This is a genomic window from Mucilaginibacter sp. HD30 (assembly GCF_054061755.1).
The window spans coordinates 3529466-3549390 of record NZ_JBSSEO010000001.1; the positions used below are offsets into that span (position 1 = coordinate 3529466).

Consider the following 19925-nt stretch of genomic DNA (forward strand, 5'->3'; position numbering starts at 1 on the left):
CTGCTTGGAGCGAAGAAGGTCGTTATTGCCTAAATAAACCAAAATGGAAACCTCACTGCTGTACCCAAAGCCGTTAAAAATGCGCTGGATCATGATCGGTATGGCGTTTTTGGCGACCGTTTTAAATTATGTTCATCGCCTATCATTTACCTATTTAAGCGCAGATGGCCCACTGCGCGAACTGATCCCCGACAACGCATTTGGTTATTTAGGTACTGCTTTCTTCATTGCTTATATGATCTCAAACGCTTTCTCGGGCTTTGTTATTGACAGGCTGGGCACACGTTTGGGCTACTCGTTATGCATGGCGTTTTGGACAACCGCGGGCCTGTGCCACGCTTTTGTGAGAACGCCATTACAGTTTGGCATTGTACGGTTTTTTTTGGGGATAGGCGAAGCCGGAAACTGGCCCGCCGGGGTAAAGCTAACCAGCGAATGGTTCCCGCCAGCGGAGCGCTCCACAGCATCGGGAATATTTAACAGCGGCGCTGCTTTAGGGGCCATTATTGTGCCGCCGCTTGTTGCTTATTTAAGCATATTATATAGCTGGCAAACCACCTTTATCATCCTGGCAGCATTTGGTTATTTATGGTTAGTTGTATTCTGGTTTATTTATTATACGCCAAAACAAGAGGTTAATCAACCCAAACTAAAAACCATTCCCGCGGGCAAGCTGCTAAAATCCCGGTTTGTTATCACGTTTATCATCGCCAAGTTTTTTCTTGATCCGGTTTGGTACTTTGTTACCTTTTGGCTGGGCCGGTACATGGTTGATGTGCATCACTGGAGCTTAAAGCAAATTGGCTGGTACGCTACCATTCCGTTTATTATTGCCGATATAGGCAACGTTGCGGGCGGCTACTTTACGCAATTTATTATTAAACAAGGCATGCCTATCCACAAGGCCCGCAAGCTGTCGGTTTGTTTGTCGGCAGGTATAATGGGCGTTTCGCTGCTTAGCGCGCCATTTGTTATTACCTCGCCTATGTCGGCCCTCATCATATTTGGGTTGGCAGGTTTTGGCTATACCTCTTATACTGCAAATACATTGGCTTGCCCGCCTGATGTTGTACCGGCAACCTCATCTGCAACGGTGTGGGGCATTGGTTGTGTAGGCACGGGCTTGGGCGGGGCGTTGTTCCAGTCGCTATCTGGTATTACGCTGGATGTTTTTGGAAAAGGGAATGTAACCCAAGGCTATAATTACCTGCTTTTTATGTACGGCGGCATAGCTGTTATTGGCTTACTGGTAATATGGCTGTTAATGGGGCCAATCACCAGGAATAAGGAACTGGAGGCCTACGCCGCCACAATTAACGAAGAGAAAAACCTTAAACAAAAATATCCAGGTAGGTAACAACATCAGAAATGGGTACTATGCCATGCTTTTGTATGGTGTTGAAATAAAGGCTGTCGCCTTTTCTTAGCGTGTATTCGGCATCGCCCACCTTCATTTTCATCTCGCCATCAATAACAAAAATGAACTCCTCACCATCGTGCGATAACTGGTGCGATTTAACCTCGCCTTTTTTGGCAACAAACAAAAAAGGCTGCATCTTTTTCTCATGATACTCAGACGCGTATGGAAAAATAGAATAACCTTTTTCAGTAAACATTAATTTGCTTTCTGCTTCGGCACGTGTGGTGACAATGGCTTTTGCCCAGCCATCCTTCTCCATTAAATTAGATATGGTGGTACCAAGGCTCTGGGCAATTTTTACCAATGTAGCAACAGAGGGCATTGTTTTGTTATTCTCAATTTTTGAGATCATGCTTTTAGACATCCCGCAATTATCGGCAAGCTCTTGTAAAGTTCGTTTTTGCGTTACTCGCAATATGCGGATCCTGTCACCTATATTGAAACTCTTATCTGCCGTATATTCTTCCATTAATAAATTGTTATGCTGGCTGGTTGTAGCCGCAAAAATAGTTAACTTATTTTATAATAATTACTACCTATTTTGGCCTGATAATTTAAGATAAGGCGATAGTAACCATCCCCACACAAGCCATAGCTAATGCCTTAGTTAGCAGGTGACAAATATGTTACAGTTTTGCTCTTTCATAAGTGGAGTATAGATTTATATTTGTACTTAGGCATTTAGTATAAAAACGACGGAAAACGTTTGCACTAAAGCGATCTTTTAAACCAAATTTATTATAAACTCTTATTGTTTTTTTATCTCTTGCCATCGTGAAAGGCATTTTTTTAAAATAACCAAGTATATTAGTCAACCAATTATATAAAACCATGAAAAGATTATTATTTCTGTTTTTCGCGTTTACAACTATTGCCGTTAATGCCCAACCGGGTGGCCCGCCGGTGTCTGCATCCCGTGTTGTTAAAAACGATCCATCCAAGTTAAGATCACAACCCAAAATACACGATGGCGCAGGCACTATGGCCTTTACCCAATTATTTGGCGGCCGCGATGTAAGCACCAATCTTATGTACCTGCATGCAGGTGTAATGAATGCCAACTCAAGTATAGGCGAGCATTTTCACCATAGCATGGAAGAAATGTATGTATTGCTGGAGGGCGAAGCAGAATTTACCATTAATGGCCGTACATCTTTAATAAAAGCCCCTGCGCTGGTTCCATGTAAACTGGGCGATGCTCACGGCATGTACAATACATCAGGCAAAACCGTTAAATGGTTAAACTTTGGTGTTGGTAAAACCAGAGGCAACAACGGCGGCGTATTTAACCTGGGCGATCCACGCTTACCGGGCACTACACCGCTTGATGCAATTCCTCAGTTTGTTTCCGGCAGGTTAGATCGCGACAAACTGCGCGGTAATAACCCGAGCTATACAGGTACGGGTGTAACATCACGCCGCATATTCAGCCCAGATGTTTTCCAAACTAATTGGAACAATGTTGACCACGTTCTTATTCCGGCAGGTACTACAATGGGCGCACGCACCATGCAAGGCTTTGAAGACATTTATTACGTAGTAAATGGCTCAGGCTCTGTTGATCTAAGCGGCAAAACTTTGCCAATTGGACAAGACGACGCGTTTTGTGGTTTGCTTAACGAAAAAGTAACCATTGCCAATAACGGAACCACGGATCTGGAACTATTAGTTGTAAGTATAGCTGTAGATAAAGCTACCTTGGTTCCTCAGGCAAGAGCATTTGGCGGTGGCGGTCCTGGTGCACCGGGTGGTCAGGGAGGCCCTGGTCGCCCTACGGGTTCACTTGAAGGTGGCGCTGCTGGTGCTCTTGTAGGAATGGGCACTCCGGGTGCCGGTGTAACTGCACCTGTAGTGGCACCCACAATTGCGGCGGGCCCTCAAGCTATGTTGCTGCAAATGGACTTTGTAGTTGAGCAAAAGAATGCCGCAGCCTTTGAAAAAATGTATACCAATATTTACGTACCGGCTATGAGGAAGCAGGTAGGATATTTAGAATCAAAGTTGATTAGAATATACGCTGAAGCTACTGAGAAAAAAATTGGGGGCGAGACAACCGATTACAGTTACCAGTTGCAGTTATCATTTGATACAGAAGCTAACCGTATGAAATGGGTAGCCAGTAAAGAGCACGTGGGCACTGCCTGGCCTGCAGCTGTAGCACTTGCCAAAACATACAAATGGCGCGGTTATGACGTTATAGGCGACGATAACGTTAAGATAAAATAACAATACTTAGTAACAACATGAACCGGCTGCAAGGCCGGTTCATGTTGTTTTAGCCCAAAGGTGTATAGCACACTTGTTGGCTAAAACAGTTGATATAAAACCAATAACCGGCTACCAATAACCGGCTAAACCAATAAGAATAATAACCTGTTATGAAAATTAAATTTTACGCTGCTACTTTATTTGCGCTGTGTGCCGGCATTATGCTGGGCCAAGCGCAAGACATTCCGCCATATACATCAATGGTTTATCCGGGCATGGACGGCAAATTAGTTTATGCTGCCGATAGTTTAGGTAACAAGATCCCCGATTTTTCAAACGCTGGTTACAAAGGCGGTGGAGTTGGCCTACCTTATGTGCCTAATAAAGTAACTGTTTGGCCCGTAGTAGGCGATTGCTCTGTTGTTATACAGGCAGCTATTGATAAAGTATCAGCCATGCCTTTGGATGCACAGGGCTTCCGCGGCGCGGTGCTTTTAAAACAAGGTACTTATCCGTTGGATAAACCGCTGACTATAAAAGCATCAGGCGTTGTATTGCGCGGCGAGGGCTCAACAGAGATAGGCACTATCCTGTTTGGCAGAACGGTTACCCCACGCCCTGCCGGGAATGCAGGTTCATCATTGATCAACCTTGCCGGCGAAAAAGGTATAACTGTACAGGAAGCCACCAAACAATTGGTTACCGATAAATACGTACCGGTTGGCGCACGTTCACTAAACGTAGCATCTGCCAAAGGTTTTAAGGTAGGCGATAAGGTTTTGGTTAGGCGTTACGGCAACCAGGAATGGATAAAAGAACTTGGTGTAGACAGTGCAGCAGTCGGCAACGGCAAAAAGTGGAGGCCGTTTACAATTACTTATGATCGTGTTATAACTGCTGTAACTGGAAATATCATCAGTGTTGATGCACCCATCTTTACTGCTATTGAAACCCAATGGGGTGGCGGCGATGTAGTTAAATACGATGATGGCCGCATTGAGAACGTGGCTGTTGAGAACCTGCGCGGCATATCAGAATATAATCCTACTGTACGTACTGCTCAATATTACAACATGGACAGACCCGATAACAAACCTACCGCGGCTTATAAAGGTGAAGAGTATTTTTCTGATGAGAATCATTACAGAAACCTGGTGACCATATCTAACGCCAAAAACGTATGGGTACGCAGCATGGCGGCTTATCACTTTGTTAATAGTGTTGTGCAAACCAATGCAGGCACCAAATGGGTAACTATTCAGGACATAGAATCATGGGAGCCGGTATCTGTGCGCCAGGGTGCCCGTAGGTTTATTTACCACTTGCAAGGCCAATTGGCTTTAGTACAGCGCTGCTTCTCCCAAAAAGGCAGACACTCGTTTGTATTGCAAGCGCAGGAAGCAAGCGGCAATGTGTTTTTAGATTGCAAGGCCGTAAACCCTTACTCAACCAGCGAACCACACAATCACTGGGCTAACGGTGTGCTTTATGATAACGTAAAAGCGCCTTTAACCGCCCGTTTCTGGGATTACATCATAGGTTGGGCAGGTGCCAACATTGTGATGTGGAACTGCGAGGGCGATTTCCTGATCCAAAGTCCGCCAACGGCAAAAAACTACTCTTTCGGTCATATCGGTACGGCATCGGTTATCTATAACGCGCCCTTGCAGGATCTTACAAAACCAAGAGGTTATATAGAATCATTAGACAAACACGTTGCGCCAAAAAGCTTGTACCTAACTCAACTAAAAGAACGTTTAGGTATAGAGGCTGTGTCTAATATAATGATGAATAACTCAGACAATTTTAAATTTTAATAACACAAATACACTATTGAAAAGATGAAAAGAAGAGGGATAATACTACTACTGCTGGTTTGTATTGCTACAGTTAAAACTACGCTGGCGCAAACTATTTCAAAAGAGGAAATGCTTTTCCTTACCTCCGAGTGGAAAGGCGAACGTTTTCCGGATGGAAGGCCGAAATTACCTGATGCGTTGCTGGAACGCGCCAAAACCATTATGATTGACGATGCCTGGACGGTTTTAAAAAACGCGGGCTATTTACATCAGTACGAAGGTAACTTTAAACGCAGCAGCGATATCACCATGACTGGCCGCGCAGTAACTGCCATGTACATGCCAAGTCGCCCGGATATAGAAAAGAACATAAAGGAGCGTGGCGCAAAACAGGGCCGTAAGGGCAACACCAACTCGTGGCCCATTGATGTTTTGGTTAAAGGAGACCTGTACGTTGCCGATGCTTTTGGCAAAATTAGTGGCGGTGGTATTATGGGTTCAACCCTGGCCAATTCCATCTTCGCAAAATCTGGCAATGGCGTTGTGTTTGACGGTGCCGCCCGCGATTTGCAGGAGATAAGCCACATGCAGGGCTTTAGCGCATTGGTGCGCGATTTCCACCCATCGTTTACCGAAGATATGGTGTTAATGGGATTGAACACCCCTATCCGTATTGGCGATGTGATGGTATTACCCGGCGATTTGGTGTTGGTGCAAAAAGAGGGTGTATTATTCATCCCCGCACACATGGCCGAAGAGGTAGTGAGCACTGGCGAATTTGTGGTACGGAAGGACCAGTTTGGTTTTGAAATGGTACGTACCGGCAAATACAGCACCGGCGAAATTGACAGCCAGTGGACAGACGTTATAAAAGCAGATTTTGTTACCTGGCTGGCCGGCCACCCTGAACTGGGTAAAATGACCCGTGCCGAGGTGGATAAAATGATGAGTAAGCGGACCTGGTAGTACCTTGCAGATAATAAGCGGAGGGCAGTGTGATTCCCCTCTTGAGAGGGGTGGAGGGGTGTGTTATAGCCGCGCGTTTAAACACACCCCCGCAGCCGCACCGTCAACAGCGCCCCCCTCTGAAGAGGGGAGTTAAATTTGATAGTATTATAATCATCCATAAAATGAAAAAGCTCTCCTTTTTATTGCCTTTGTTGGCCGTGCTACTTTGCGCAACCAATTCCTTCGCCCTTGTAAGGGTGCCGCCTATTATAGGTAGCAATATGGTGCTACAGCAAAATGGCAAAGCCACTTTATGGGGTTGGGGGGATGCCAGTGAGCGGTTCACTATTATCTCGTCATGGAAAACTACTGCCGACGAAGTTACCACATCGCCGGCTGGTAAATGGAAGATCCAGATAGCTACGCCACCTGCGGGCGGCCCTTATACCATTACGCTTAAAGGAAGGTCTAACACCATTGTGTTAGAGAATATTTTAATAGGCGAGGTGTGGCTTTGCTCCGGCCAGTCTAACATGGAAGTGAGCAACAACAAGCAGATAAAAGACGAATTGCCAACTGCAGCTAACGATAAGATCCGCTTTTTTCAGGTAGCGCATGCATCATCAGAATATCCACAGGAATTTGCTGATGGAAAATGGGTGGCTTGTAACGAAGAATCGTTAAAAAGATTTAGCGCTGTAGCTTACTTTTTCGGCAAGAAGATCAATAAAGAATTGAACGTTCCTATCGGTTTGATCCAATCTGCTTGGAGCGGAACCCCTATTGAGCTTTGGGAACCGCAATCTATTATTGACAGCGATGCTGACATGATAAAAGCATCAAAAACTATCAAGACCGTAACTTACCGTCCTGATAAACCGGGGTTGATCTATAACTCCATGATAGCGCCTATTATTAACTATACCATTGCGGGCACCTTATGGTACCAGGGTGAGGGCAACGCCCCACGCGCTTATGCTTACGAAAAAATGCTGACCGGCATGATAGCCAACTGGCGCAAGTTAAACGGGAACGAGTTTCCGTTCTATATTGTTCAGATAGCGCCGTTCTCAGGCTATGAAACGCCTATAGAAGCGCCCTTGCTGTATGAACAGCAGACCCGTGCGCTTAAGTATCCAAAAACGGGTATGGTTGTAATAACCGATCTGGTTGATGATATTAAAAGTCAGCACCCGATAGACAAGCTGACTGTAGGCAACAGGCTGGCTAACCTGGCACTGGCAGATACTTACAAAAAACCTATCCCGGTTGCAGAATATCGTAATCCCTTGTTTAATCATATGGAGATAAACAAAGGAAAAGCCTCTTTATACTTTGATTACGCACCCAATGGCTTTATGCTGAAAGGTGATGCTAAGCAAGCAACGGAGTTTATGATAGCAGGCGAAGATCACAACTTTGTTCCGGCAGATGCGGTGAAGTTGGAAAAAGACAAAATAGTAGTTTCCAGCAAGGCAGTGCCTAACCCGGTAGCCGTGCGCTTCTCTTTCACTAATATAGCCATGTCAAACCTGTTTAACAAAGAGGGCTTGCCAGTTAATCCGTTCAGAACGGATGACTGGAAGTAGTGATATTTTAAGATTTGAATAAACAACAAGGGCCTGCAATTGCAGGCCCTTGTTGTTTTATAATGGTATGACTATTACATGGGCGTTTCATCATCACGCTAAAAAAGTCTTAAATTTTCCTTTTCACAACGTGCTGGCAATCAAAAACTTGATGCCATGTTACAGCTAACTTTCCTGACGAATAAGTAGTTTCATTTTGTTTCACGGCAAAATTGTATGCAATTAATATTCAGACCATTATGAGAAATGTTGTTTCATTTGTTTCGCGTATATCATATATATCTGTGAAACGCGCAAGGTGGAAAAGCGGCGTCGCATTACAAAAAACGGCTCTCACCTTTTCAGATGAGAGCCGTTTTAATAAATGCTTTAATGCTTACAGATAGTTTATATAACCTGTCGCGTTAGTGCGGATCTTGAAAACCTTGTTTAAGCTTACAATGTAAAGGGTTTTCATGTCTTTATCGCCAAAGCAAAGGCTTACCGGGAACTGTGGCAGGTTGATCATGCCAACAAAAGCGCCTTTATTGTTAAATATCTGCACACCATAATAAGTACATACATATATGTTGCCATTTTTGTCGATAGCCATACCGTCAGCACTTGATGAGCGGCCTTTTCTGTCTAACACAAGGTCAACAAGGAACAGTTTGGCAAACTGGCGGCCATTGCTGATGGTGCCGTCAGGGTTAACATCATAAGCCCAGATGTAGTTGTCTTTCTCGCTCTTAACAGGGTACCATGATTCGTCATCATAGCAGTTGTTAATGTAAAGCGTTTTGCCATCAGGCGACAACAAAATGCCATTAGGCATTGCAAACTCGTTAGGCTTGGTTAAACGCGTTACTTTGCCATCAGTTGGCGATACGTAATAAACCGCACGGCCCGGCTGGAACTTAGTGGGCTCCATGGTAAACTGCGGGTCAGTGAAGTAAACGCCGCCTTTAGCATCGGTTATAACATCGTTTGGACCGTCTATAGATTTGCCATCATATTTGTTGGCTATAACTTTAACTACCTCACCCTTGGTTGTCATTTCAACTACCTGGTGGCCCATCATGTCGCAAACAACAAGGTTACCGTTTTTGTAAGGATACAAACCATTGGTTTGCATTTTACCTGCAGAGATAGCCTTGTAAGTACCGTTAGGATCTATCTCTACAGTTGAGCTCTTTTTAGGGTTAGCGTTAAAGTCTTTATCAAAAAACATGCTCGACATGTAGATCTTGCCATTCATCCATTTAGGGCCTTCGCTAAAGATCAGGCCTGGTTTGGTTTTGCCGCCATCTATAAACAACTCCGGTTTAGCGCCGGCAGGTATAATGGCATTGTAGGCAGCAGCTGCTGTTTTCTCTTTTTCTAAGTAATCTGCACGTGCTGGCCAAAACATATCAATAGCATCACAACCCAAGTCGCCGATGTTGGCGCCATGCACCATGTTGTAAGGGATGCGTACCACGTCGCCTGGTTTCATAGCTTGCTGGCCGTCAAGTAATATCTCGTCGCAGCCTCCGCGTAAAACAAACATCATTTGCTCTTCAGGATGGATGTGGCGCTCAAACGTAGAACCCGGATCCATAGAAATAAAGCTCAGCTGAACGTTTTTGGTAGATATTAAGCGGGTGTGTGCGCCTTTAGCAATTGGCGTAAGTTGAATATCATACAGATCATACACTTTGTTTGGAGCAATGTTTGGCTCCATAGCAGCGTCAACGTCTTTAACCTCTGCCGGTAAATTCTTAACCCCTGCTTTGGTCAAATAATCTAAACGAAACGGGCTGTATACCTCTAATATTTTAGCGCCTGTTGCTCCGGCTGTAACAGCATTTTTACTGCCTTTTTGCAGATAAACAAAGTCGGTGCGCGGTGTGCCGGCATGTTCGCCATCCGGTGCAACGCGTTTTACCGCAGTCATTGTAACAGCAGCACCATTAATGGTTTGGTCAATTGATCCTTCCATAACAAATAAAAGTCTGTCAGCAGGCAGGGTTTCTTCCGGGATCCTAGCGTTGGCATCAAGGGTTATCAAAACGCTCATTAAGCCAGTTCCCCAAAACATTTTTGCTTTTACGCCCGGATATAATTCGGCGCTATCTAAGGTACTTGTAGCCATAACTTTACCTTCAGCAAGGTTAGATGCTATGCCATTTTCCGGCAGGCCAGAAAGTTCGCGTTTGGTTAACTTATATTGTTCAATAAGTTCTTCATTCTTTTTTTCCCACTCAGATGTCGAGGCTGGTTTACACTGTACCAGTGCAACCGCAAACATGGCCAGTAAGCATTTAAAAATACCACTGTGTATTGATGATCTTCTCATAGTTTGGTTTGGTGATAATTGAAGCGAAAATTAACTATTTCGTTTTCAAGTGCCAAATTTCTTTTTTGTCACAAACGGACGCTTGTGCTAACTATATTAGCAATATTCTTTATTAATTGATATTTATCTGCACATTTGCACATCAGCATATCTGCACATTAATAAAATGGCTAAAACCCGTATAGCATATTTTTGCCAAAGCTGCGGCTTTGAGAGCGCCAAATGGCTGGGCAAGTGCCCGTCATGCCAGCAGTGGAACACGTTTGTTGAGGAAGTATTGGAGAAGCCCAACACATCTGTACCGACATGGAAAACCAGCGCGTCTACCACACAGCAGCGCGCCAATAAGCCGGTAGCCGTTGCTGATATTACCTTTACTGAAGAACATCGTCTGTTAACCCCTGATGCCGAATTTAACCGTGTTTTAGGTGGCGGTATTGTGGCCGGGTCGCTGGTGCTGATCGGCGGCGAGCCGGGCATTGGCAAATCAACCCTTATGCTGCAATTGGCGCTGAATATGCCGGGCCAAAAGGTGCTGTATATATCAGGCGAGGAAAGCGAGAAACAGATAAAGATGAGGGCGGAGAGATTGGCAGCAGTGGGCAGTGGGCGGTTAGTAGTTGGCAGTCAAAAATCCGAAATTGAACATTCGAAATTCGAAATTAAAAGCAACTGCTACATCCTCACCGAAACATCTACCCAAAACATATTTAAGCAAATAGAAGAATTACAGCCAGATTTGGTAGTGGTTGATTCTATCCAAACACTGCATTCTGCGCATATTGAGTCAACGCCTGGCAGTGTGTCGCAAGTTAGAGAATGTACTGCCGAATTGTTGCGGTTTGCCAAGGAGAGCGCTACACCTGTTTTTTTGATCGGCCATATAACAAAGGATGGCATGATAGCCGGTCCCAAAATACTTGAGCACATGGTTGATACTGTTTTACAGTTTGAAGGCGACAGGCACCATGTTTACCGTATTTTACGTACGGTGAAGAACCGCTTTGGCTCTTCATCCGAATTAGGGATTTATGAAATGCTGGGGGAAGGGCTGCGCGAGGTATCTAATCCTTCAGAAATATTGCTTTCGCAACGCGATGAGCCGTTAAGCGGCATTACCATTTCGGCAACGCTGGAGGGCATGCGACCCATGCTGATTGAAACCCAGGCGCTGGTAAGCACATCGCCCTACGGGACACCACAACGTAATGCCAATGGTTTTGATACCAAACGCATGAACATGTTATTGGCTGTTTTAGAAAAACGATGCGGATTTAAGCTCGGTGCCAAGGATGTATTTTTAAATATTACAGGAGGGATCAGGGTTGAAGACCCGGCGATAGACTTAGGCTTAGCAGCTGCCATCATCTCATCGCACGAAGACATACCTATTCCGTTTAAAACCTGTTTTGCCGGTGAGATAGGATTATCGGGCGAAATTAGGGCAGTTAACCGAGTGGAGCAGCGCATTGCCGAAGCGCAGAAACTCGGCTTTGAGCAGATCTTTATATCAAAATACAATTTACCGCAAGGCGGTAAAAGCAAACAAATGAGTATTGATCTTTCCCGTTATACCATCCAGATAAAACCCGTAGCCAATATTGAAGAAGTATTTGGTTTATTGTTTGGATGATCGCCGGAAAATATTGAACCGCCGATCATCCAAAATCTTTTATGGGGTAACAGTAATTGCCAGTTTGCGTATGACATTATTGTTATAGTCGGCAACGTAAGCACTACCTGCAGCATCAAATGCCAAGCCGGTTGGCCCGTTAAAACGAGCATCGGCACCCACGCCGTTTACATAGCCGGCAGTATTGAGCTTTCCTGCAAGGGTATACAATGCTCGACCGGCAACCACTAATTCCATAATACGGCCCCCTCTATCGGCTATGTAGATGTTAGATTGCGCATCTGTTGTTATAGCAATCGGAAAACCTATCTGATCAGGATAAATCAATCCTCCGGCTACAGTACTTGTTGTACCAGTGCTTACATCTACTTTACGTATAGCTTTATTATTTTGATCAGCCACATACAGGTTACCCAACGCGTCAACAGTTAAGGCAATCGGTCCGTTAAATGATGCTGCGTTATTAGCGGTGCTACTATTAATATAACGTGCAACACCATCGCCGGCCAATGTGGTTACTACGCCTGCAGCGGTAATTTTACGTATCGCATTATTGCCATAATCAGCAACGTACAGATTGCCTGCGGCATCTGACGCAACACCGCGTGGGCTTTTGAAGGTTGCCTTAGATGGGTCTGTAGCATTAACAAAGCCATAATCGCCTGTTGGCGAGCCGGCATAAGTAGTTACTGCGCCCGCAGCAGTAATTTTTCTTATAACATTGTTGCCCGCATCCGCAACGTACATGTTGCCGGCGGCATCAATAGCCATTCCACGAGTGCCATAAAACCTGGCGTTAAGTAAAGCGCCATTGGTATAACCCCTGTCTGTACTGGTAAGGGTGCGCACGTTACCAACAGTCGATATCGTGCGTATTGTGTTATTAATAACATCGCTAACCTGCAGTAAGCCTGTTGTTTTATTAAACGCGAGGGCATCGGGGCCATTAAACACCGCGCTGATGCCGGTACCGTCGGCATAACCAAAATCGCCGCTGCCGGCTAATGTGCTTACCGTGGTATTAATTTTAAAAGTAGTTGATGGCGTAGTAAAGGATATTACATCCCCGTAAAACGTGCCGGCCTGGTTAATTACGTAAGGCCTTGCATAATATTTTGTAGACGGGGTTAACCCGGTAAGTTTTCCTTTAAATGCTCCCACCAAAGAATCTAACACTGCTTTTGAGTCGCCTACTGTGGGGTTGGCATTACTTGTGCTCCAGCACACGCCGTTAGATGTAATTGGATTACCTTGTAATACTATTTCGCCACCAACTTTAGCGGAGGTTGGCGTTACATCCGTTACTACGGGCGCAGTAGTAACAATAGCGTCTATAAGTGTCTCAGGGGGTTTTGAACAGCCTGTTAACATGGCTGCCAATATTAAAAAACAAGTTGAGCTAACTAAGAAAAATCTCTTCATATTCACGTTATATACTTCAAGGACAGGCGATGGAATTATAAAACCCTTTAGTCCGGGTACAAAAGTAATTGTTTAAACGGTTTTGCCCGCCTGCCTGCTACAATAAAATTTGTTAAATGTATTTTAAATCAATAACTATTAATGGCACCGGCTTTTTATTTAACATATATTAACATTTTTTGAAGTTCATATTTATAAACTGTTGATGGTTATTATACGTAATTATGGTATAACTCCTCACACTCAAATAGTATTAGCCAATATGTTAAAAATAAAAAAATATATTACTGGAGCCTTAATTGTAGCTTTTGTTACAACAGTCGCCTTGCTTACAACTGCCAGCCGCGTGACGACTGTTTCAGAGGGCTTTGCCGTAGTAGAATTATTTACTTCTGAGGGTTGTTCCAGCTGCCCCCCGGCAGATGCCCTGGTAGCAAAAGTGCAGCAGCAGTACGCCGGTAAACCGGTTTATATACTGGCTTACCATGTTGATTACTGGAATAGATTAGGTTGGAAAGATGTTTTTAGCAGCAATGAGTATTCGCAAAGGCAACGTAGTTATGCACAGCATTTAAAGCTTCAATCTGTTTACACACCACAGATAGTGGTGAATGGCAAGACAGAGTTTGTGGGCTCAGAAGCGGGTAATCTGTATAAAGCTATTGAAAGTGGATTGAAAACCATTGCGCAGCCCAATTTGGCTTTATCATTAGTTAATGTTAAGGGGAATAGTTTAACTGTAAATTATAAAACCGAGGTAAAACCCGGCATAGACCTGCTTTTGGCATTAGTTGAAAAATATGCGCAAACCGACGTTAAGGCGGGCGAGAACAATGGCAGAAAACTTTCACATGTGCAAATTGTGAGGGCACTGCACAAAGTTAACGCGATGGCTGACAAAAGCGGAACAGAACGCTTTAACCTGCCGACGAGCATAAAAGCTAAAAATATAGAGATAATTGGTTTGCTGCAAAATACGGTGACTGGCGAAATTACCGGAGCCGCAAAAGCCGCGCTTCTTTAAAATTATAAAATTGAGTACGGAGCCGCATTTTACAGTTATCTTTATATATCTAATAAATAAATAAATAGCGTGAAGAAAATTAAAGAGAAGCATTCTTTAGCCATGCGCTGGGCTCATTGGGTAAACTTTCCGCTGCTAACCATTATGATATGGAGTGGATTGCTTATTTATTGGGCCAATGATGTTTACGCTATTACGCTATTTGGACATACCTATGTGCGGTTTTTCCCAAAATGGTTTTATGATGCCTTAAGTATACCGCACCGCCTGTCAGAAGGGATGGCCTTCCATTTCCTGTTTATGTGGTTTTTTACACTAAATGGAATTTTTTATGTGATCTATACCGCAATTTCGGGCGAGTGGCGGCAACTTGTTCCAAACCGGAGATCATTTAAAGAGGCTTGGCTGGTTTTACTGCATGATCTGCATATCAGAAAAACAGCGCCTCCGCAGGATAAATACAACGCCGCGCAACGCATTGCTTATACCGCAATTATTATAATGGGCCTAGGCTCGGTAATAACGGGATTGGCTATTTATAAGCCTGTACAGTTTAATTACATTACCTGGTTATGTGGGGGATATCATTTTGCGCGCATATTGCATTTTGCTTTAACGGTGGGCTATGTGTTTTTCTTTGTGATACATATAGTACAAGTGTTTTTAGCCGGATGGAACAATTTCCGGTCGGTAATTACAGGTTTTGAGGTGTTGGAAACCAAAGTGATTTCAAAAAAGATAAAAAACGACGATGGCAGCAAAAAAATATAAAAAGCCGCTAACTGTTGATCAAAAGATCAGCCGGCGAACCTTTATTTCGTTTGGCGCTTTTACCGCTTTATCTGCCGGTGCGTTTTTTTCGTGGCGATGGTTGTATAACTCGCCTAAAGAGACCGCAGGAATAACCAAAGGTGCGCATGCGCCGCTTCGTGCTGTACTTAATAAAAACGAGCAGGTATTCAGGAAAACGTTCAGCCATAAAAACCTGGTGAAAACGTATCCAAAATCAATGGCGGCAAAGCAGGTGAGGTACAACAGCTCAGTTGGTATGAACTTGAAAGCCCCTTTTGATATTGCTGCATGGCGATTGCAAATACAGAAAACATCCGGCGAGGTATTAAATATAACGTTGGATGAATTAAAGGCGCTGCCTAAAACAGAGATCGTATTCGCATTTAAATGTGTGGAAGGCTGGGATCAGATATCGCATTGGGGGGGTGTTAAGTTTACCGATGTGATAGATCATTTCAAACTGCATAACGAAACGCAATTAGCCTATGTGGGCATGGAAACGCCGGACAAAAGCTATTACGTGGGTTTGGATATGCCAAGCGCTACTCATCCGCAAACGCTACTGGCTTACGAAGTAAATGGTAAGCCACTCCCGATTAAGCATGGCGCGCCGTTGCGTTTAATCATCCCTGTTAAATACGGCATTAAAAATTTAAAGCGAATTGGTACTATTGCCTTTAGTAACGATCGCCCGCGTGATTACTGGGCCGAACGCGGGTACGATTATTACGCGGGACTATAAATGAACGATTTAAAGCAAAAACTATATCAGGAATGTCTTAATTACGTGCAACGCAGTATTGACGCGGCGCAACAGGGCATTAACGAGGCGCAGCAGGCAGCTAAAGATGATACCAAAAGCAGCGCAGGCGATAAGTACGAAACAGGACGCGAAATGGCACAGCAGGAAAGCAACCGCAATATGGCGCAGTTGCATCAGGCCAATAAACTAAAAGTGCAGCTCAACATGGTGCCCATTACTGCATCAAATATTGTTGATAACGGCTGCGTGGTGATTACAGATTCAGGCAATTTTTATATTGCCATAGGTGCCGGTACTATGCAGGTGGAGGGGATAAATTATTTTGCTATTTCTTTGGTATCGCCAATCGGCCAAAAAATGAAGGGCCTTAAATCCGGAGATGCTTTCGACCTCAACGGTAAAACCTATACAGTTAAGCAGATCATTTAAGTTTTAAGCCAAGGCCGGCAAAGTCACTAAGCAGATATTTACCATCGCCAAATGCAGGCACTTCGTACGGATTATTAGTCGTAAGGAAAGGGCCGTCAATATCCGCCCAGTCGCATTGTGGCGCAAGGGCTGCAGCGGCCAGGGTGGCGCAGCTACTTTCGCTCATGCAGCCAATCAGTACTTTTAGTCCACATTGCCTGGCCCTATCTATCATCTGTTTGGCTTCAAACATCCCGCCGGATTTCATCAGCTTAACGTTTATTCCGTGATAAACATCAACGGCTTTCTCCACGTCTGCAAGGCGCTGAACGGCTTCATCGCCAATAATCGGTATCGGGCTTTGCGATGTTATCCATGCATTACCTTCAACATCCTGTTTAGGCATGGGCTGCTCCAATAATATAACGCCTTGCTCAAACAGCCACCATATCATTTCTAAAGCCAGGTTTCTATCGGTCCAGCCCTGATTTATGTCAACATATAAAGGCACATTGGTAACAGACCGGATGGCGGCTATCCGTTCTTTATCACCCTCACCACCCAACTTGATCTTAATAATTTTAAACTCGTTTGCTTCAAGCGCCTTTTCGCGCATTACATCAGGTGTATCAATTCCAATTGTAAAACTGGTGGGCGGCATAAGCGCCGGGTTGCTTTGCATTAACCGCCAGCAGGGCTTGCCGGTTAATTTACCATGCAGATCATGCAAGGCAATATCAACAGCTGCCTTAATTGCGGTATTGCCGGGGGCGATATTATCCAGATAAGCATGGATAGCAACAAAATCAAAAGGCACCTTAAACTGTGTGGTTTTTATTTTTCCGAGAAAATTGGTGGCGGTTTGAATGCTTTCGCCCAGGTAGGGCACCATAGAAGCCTCGCCATAACCTATAAGGCCCTCGTGTTCTAACTGAACCAGCATTAACGGTGTTGAAGCCCTAGAATGGCCTGAAATGGTAAACGTATGTTTCAGCAGTAAATCAAAAGGCTGATAGCTTAGCTTCATAGTATAGCCTCAAAGCTAAATATTTCTTTTTGATATGTTGACTCAGCCGAGCGCACCCCCTCACAATAAGGTATGCGTTCGGCCATTCAAACATATTTTATTTACGCATTAAACGTACTTCATAAATATTAGCCGTAGTTGAGCCTTCTGCTGCAGCAAATTTCACTGTCAAACCACCATTCCCTGCCTTGCTTAAAACCTCGGCCGGAATTGGGTAATCCACACTAAAAAAGTCGTTGCCGTTGCTGCCGTCTAAACTAACCTTACCTATCAGCTGGTCGTTAACTAATACGTTAAATTGTTTGTTACGTTCATTACCAAGGTAAGTTAAGCGGATGGTTGCTCCTTCTTTGTTTTTATCAACCAGCTTGTAACTGAACCAACCCTTAGCATTGCGCCAGTGGCGGCCTCGGTTTACGCCGGTAGCAGAATTCTCGCTATCAATAAAATGGTCAGACTCCGGCTGCTGCTCTCCGCTGTTTATTACGTCAACTGTTGCGGCTGCCAGTTTAGCAGCGGCTTCTTCTTCAATGGCCAGTTTTTGTTTAATAACCTCAAAGCTTTGCGGTGTTTCTTTTTCAAAGTAGATAACATAACGGTTATCATGCACCTTATAAAACGGTATTAATTTTAAAGACTGGAATTTTTCAGGATACACCAGGCCTTTCATACTGTAGGTAAGTGCCTCATTGGCTACCGGCTTTATAAAGCTGGCATCGTTAGCAGTGGCGTTGCTTACAAACATTGGCATATTTTGCAATGGCAAAACCTTACCGGCGGCAACATGGCCCATACGGCTATCATCAGCAAATAGTAGCGGGATATCTTTATTACCAATTTCTGCAGCCATAACAATAGGCCCGTGAACTACCGCTTCGTAGTTAGATCCATCAGGCATGCGTTCCGTTTTGGTTTGCATTGGCAATTCAACTGCTACTTTATCGCCTTTTTTCCAGGCGCGTTTAATAGCTACGTAGCCGTTAGCCTGTTTTTTTACAGGGAAGGCCTTGCCATTTATAGTAACTTTTAGCCCATTATCTTTTATCCATGATGGGTATCTTAACTGGATGGTGAAAGCACTGTTTTTGACACTTGTAACCGTGAACGAGGTCTTCTCTGTCTCTGGAAAAGTATTGTTTTGTGTTAATGCCAGGCCTTTTTCTTTCCAGTTTAGGGTTGATGGGATAAACAGGTTTACAAAAAGGTTATTCGCATCGTGCGCATAGATCATTTCAGCATATTTGGCGTGGTTCTCCATACCTGAGCCTACACAGCACCACATGCTGGTTTCGGGCTGCGAATAAATACGGTAATGGCCGGGGCGCATCGGCGTAAAGTAAACAAAGCCCCCTGTTGTTGGGTGCTGCGATGAAAGAATATGATTATACAGCGCCCGCTCATAAAAATCCATGTAACCCGAGGTAGCATCCGTTAAAAACAACGCCTCGGTAAGCTTTAGCATGTTATAAGTATTACAGGTTTCTGGGCCCTGCACTTCCGTAATCATTTGCGAAAAATCATTTGACGGATTGAAAAGTTCCCGCCTGCTGTTACCGCCAATAGCAACCGTTCGCTTGTTAACCACGGTTTTCCAGAAAAACTCTGCAGCGGCGTTGTATGATGTGTCGCCGCTAACATCTGCAATGCGCTTAAAGCCGATGATCTTTGGGATTTGGGTGTTGGCATGCAAATTGTCCAGCTTATCTTCACCTTTTTCAAGTGGCAGCAATATTGCCTGATGCGAGAAACTGTAAGCTGCCGTTAAATATTTTTTTTCGCCGGTTAAAGCATACAAATCTGCCAACTCCTCATTAGGGCCGCCGTGCTCTGTGCCTAACATTTTTTGTATTTGCTCCGGCGATAGCGTGTTGGTCAATTTTACAAACCAATCGCCAAATTTTATGAACATAACTTTGGCCGTCTCGCTGCCTGTTAATACGTAAGCATCCCTTAAGCCTGCAAATGTTTTGTGGATATTATAAAATGGTACCCATTTTTTTCCCAAAGCGCCTGTGTTGCCTTTAAAAACTTCGGCCCAAAGTTCCTTGCTGCCGGGCACGCCGCCAACATAACCATCGCCGTTAGCATCCTGGCATTTCTTTAGCTCATCCAGCATATAATTTAAACGCTTTAATGCCTCCGGGCTTCCGTTTGATGCGTGCATCAGCGCCAAAGCTGTTAAATAGTGCCCGCCCACATGGCCGTCAAGCCCCGTGTTTTCCCAGTTGGTATAGCTCTGTGCTTTGGGCTTTAGTCCCGCCTCGCGCAAAAAGGGAGCAAGCAGCCTGTCAGGGTTCATCGCCAGCATATATTTAAGATCTACACTTTCTGCAGATTTGAATGGGCTTGGCAATAAATGAACATCCTGAATGCGGAACAACTTAAGTCCCGGCGCCTGCGGCTTGGGTGGTATCTGGGCGTTAACCGCAAGGCTTCCGCCTAACAAAAGCATAGAAAAAAACACTCTCATAATATCTATTTTAAAAAAGGAAATCGGTCTGTAAATTTAAAATCAATAATACAATTATAACTGTATAAAGAACAATTATTTTTGATTTTCAAATATTTCGTCTTC

The 19925-nt window shown here is 44.3% G+C and carries 15 protein-coding genes; 10 read left to right on the top strand and 5 right to left on the bottom strand.

Annotated features, from left to right (window positions below; translation table 11 throughout):
• Positions 1–43 precede the first annotated feature (43 nt).
• Positions 44–1357 (top strand): MFS transporter, encoded by a 1314-nt coding sequence (locus ACVW2L_RS16825; protein ID WP_457129112.1) that lies wholly within the window; start codon positions 44–46, stop codon positions 1355–1357.
• On the opposite strand, the gene ACVW2L_RS16830 is transcribed toward ACVW2L_RS16825, so the two are convergent.
• Complete coding sequence (locus ACVW2L_RS16830; RefSeq protein WP_457129113.1) at positions 1332–1889, bottom strand: helix-turn-helix domain-containing protein; 558 nt, start codon at positions 1887–1889, stop codon at positions 1332–1334. The two genes, ACVW2L_RS16825 and ACVW2L_RS16830, sit on opposite strands and share 26 nt — an antisense overlap.
• Before the next feature lie 362 nt (positions 1890–2251).
• Here ACVW2L_RS16830 and ACVW2L_RS16835 point away from each other — a divergent pair, with 362 nt between their 5' ends.
• The 4 genes from ACVW2L_RS16835 to ACVW2L_RS16850 all read left to right on the top strand — a co-directional run bounded on the left by ACVW2L_RS16835 (position 2252) and on the right by ACVW2L_RS16850 (position 7964).
• A complete protein-coding gene (locus ACVW2L_RS16835; RefSeq protein WP_457129114.1) occupies positions 2252–3646 on the top strand; it encodes a cupin domain-containing protein in 1395 nt (464 codons plus the stop codon).
• Between the two features lie 152 nt (positions 3647–3798).
• On the top strand, positions 3799–5445 hold the full coding sequence (locus ACVW2L_RS16840; RefSeq protein ID WP_457129115.1) for a hypothetical protein: 1647 nt from the start codon (positions 3799–3801) through the stop codon (positions 5443–5445).
• A gap of 24 nt (positions 5446–5469) precedes the next feature.
• Entirely contained in the window at positions 5470–6393 is a 924-nt protein-coding gene (locus ACVW2L_RS16845) for an RraA family protein (protein ID WP_457129116.1), read from the top strand.
• Positions 6394–6557: 164 nt separating this feature from the next.
• Positions 6558–7964 (top strand): sialate O-acetylesterase, encoded by a 1407-nt coding sequence (locus tag ACVW2L_RS16850; RefSeq protein ID WP_457129117.1) that lies wholly within the window; start codon positions 6558–6560, stop codon positions 7962–7964.
• 376 nt (positions 7965–8340) lie between these two features.
• On the opposite strand, the gene ACVW2L_RS16855 is transcribed toward ACVW2L_RS16850, so the two are convergent.
• Positions 8341–10281, bottom strand: coding sequence for an SMP-30/gluconolactonase/LRE family protein (locus ACVW2L_RS16855; RefSeq protein ID WP_457129118.1), 1941 nt, complete (start codon positions 10279–10281; stop codon positions 8341–8343).
• 166 nt (positions 10282–10447) lie between these two features.
• On the opposite strand from ACVW2L_RS16855, the gene radA reads away from it, so the two are divergent.
• A complete protein-coding gene (gene radA / locus ACVW2L_RS16860; RefSeq protein ID WP_457129119.1) occupies positions 10448–11914 on the top strand; it encodes a DNA repair protein RadA in 1467 nt (488 codons plus the stop codon).
• 39 nt (positions 11915–11953) lie between these two features.
• Here the strand turns inward: radA and ACVW2L_RS16865 are convergent, their stop codons facing one another.
• Positions 11954–13336, bottom strand: coding sequence for a hypothetical protein (locus tag ACVW2L_RS16865; protein ID WP_457129120.1), 1383 nt, complete (start codon positions 13334–13336; stop codon positions 11954–11956).
• A gap of 262 nt (positions 13337–13598) precedes the next feature.
• On the opposite strand from ACVW2L_RS16865, the gene ACVW2L_RS16870 reads away from it, so the two are divergent.
• The 4 genes from ACVW2L_RS16870 (at position 13599) to ACVW2L_RS16885 (ending at position 16344) form a co-directional block, all read left to right on the top strand.
• Positions 13599–14360 carry a DUF1223 domain-containing protein gene (locus tag ACVW2L_RS16870; protein WP_457129121.1) on the top strand — a complete coding sequence of 254 codons (762 nt, stop codon included), beginning with the start codon at positions 13599–13601 and terminating at the stop codon, positions 14358–14360.
• A 69-nt stretch (positions 14361–14429) separates the two neighbouring features.
• Positions 14430–15131, top strand: a complete 702-nt coding sequence (locus ACVW2L_RS16875; RefSeq protein ID WP_457129122.1) for a cytochrome b/b6 domain-containing protein — start codon at positions 14430–14432, stop codon at positions 15129–15131.
• On the top strand, positions 15112–15894 hold the full coding sequence (locus ACVW2L_RS16880) for a molybdopterin-dependent oxidoreductase (protein WP_457129123.1): 783 nt from the start codon (positions 15112–15114) through the stop codon (positions 15892–15894). Before ACVW2L_RS16875 ends, ACVW2L_RS16880 begins: the two co-directional genes overlap by 20 nt.
• Positions 15895–16344, top strand: a complete 450-nt coding sequence (locus ACVW2L_RS16885) for a 3-oxoacyl-ACP synthase (RefSeq protein WP_457129124.1) — start codon at positions 15895–15897, stop codon at positions 16342–16344.
• Here ACVW2L_RS16885 and ACVW2L_RS16890 read toward each other — a convergent pair.
• Both ACVW2L_RS16890 and ACVW2L_RS16895 read right to left on the bottom strand, forming a co-directional pair.
• Positions 16337–17350 (bottom strand): dipeptide epimerase, encoded by a 1014-nt coding sequence (locus tag ACVW2L_RS16890; RefSeq protein WP_457129125.1) that lies wholly within the window; start codon positions 17348–17350, stop codon positions 16337–16339. The genes ACVW2L_RS16885 and ACVW2L_RS16890 overlap by 8 nt on opposite strands.
• 97 nt (positions 17351–17447) lie before the next feature.
• Positions 17448–19820 carry a beta-L-arabinofuranosidase domain-containing protein gene (locus ACVW2L_RS16895; protein WP_457129126.1) on the bottom strand — a complete coding sequence of 791 codons (2373 nt, stop codon included), beginning with the start codon at positions 19818–19820 and terminating at the stop codon, positions 17448–17450.
• Positions 19821–19925: the final 105 nt, after the last annotated feature.

Coding starts and splice junctions, on each gene's coding strand:
- ACVW2L_RS16880 (WP_457129123.1), top strand. CDS start 15,112: ATGGCAGCAAAAAAATATAAAAAGCCGCTAACTGTTGATCAAAAGATC.
- ACVW2L_RS16850 (WP_457129117.1), top strand. CDS start 6,558: ATGAAAAAGCTCTCCTTTTTATTGCCTTTGTTGGCCGTGCTACTTTGC.
- ACVW2L_RS16840 (WP_457129115.1), top strand. CDS start 3,799: ATGAAAATTAAATTTTACGCTGCTACTTTATTTGCGCTGTGTGCCGGC.
- ACVW2L_RS16870 (WP_457129121.1), top strand. CDS start 13,599: ATGTTAAAAATAAAAAAATATATTACTGGAGCCTTAATTGTAGCTTTT.
- ACVW2L_RS16825 (WP_457129112.1), top strand. CDS start 44: ATGGAAACCTCACTGCTGTACCCAAAGCCGTTAAAAATGCGCTGGATC.
- radA (WP_457129119.1), top strand. CDS start 10,448: ATGGCTAAAACCCGTATAGCATATTTTTGCCAAAGCTGCGGCTTTGAG.
- ACVW2L_RS16845 (WP_457129116.1), top strand. CDS start 5,470: ATGAAAAGAAGAGGGATAATACTACTACTGCTGGTTTGTATTGCTACA.
- ACVW2L_RS16865 (WP_457129120.1), bottom strand. CDS start 13,336: ATGAAGAGATTTTTCTTAGTTAGCTCAACTTGTTTTTTAATATTGGCA.
- ACVW2L_RS16830 (WP_457129113.1), bottom strand. CDS start 1,889: ATGGAAGAATATACGGCAGATAAGAGTTTCAATATAGGTGACAGGATC.
- ACVW2L_RS16885 (WP_457129124.1), top strand. CDS start 15,895: ATGAACGATTTAAAGCAAAAACTATATCAGGAATGTCTTAATTACGTG.
- ACVW2L_RS16890 (WP_457129125.1), bottom strand. CDS start 17,350: ATGAAGCTAAGCTATCAGCCTTTTGATTTACTGCTGAAACATACGTTT.
- ACVW2L_RS16855 (WP_457129118.1), bottom strand. CDS start 10,281: ATGAGAAGATCATCAATACACAGTGGTATTTTTAAATGCTTACTGGCC.
- ACVW2L_RS16895 (WP_457129126.1), bottom strand. CDS start 19,820: ATGAGAGTGTTTTTTTCTATGCTTTTGTTAGGCGGAAGCCTTGCGGTT.
- ACVW2L_RS16835 (WP_457129114.1), top strand. CDS start 2,252: ATGAAAAGATTATTATTTCTGTTTTTCGCGTTTACAACTATTGCCGTT.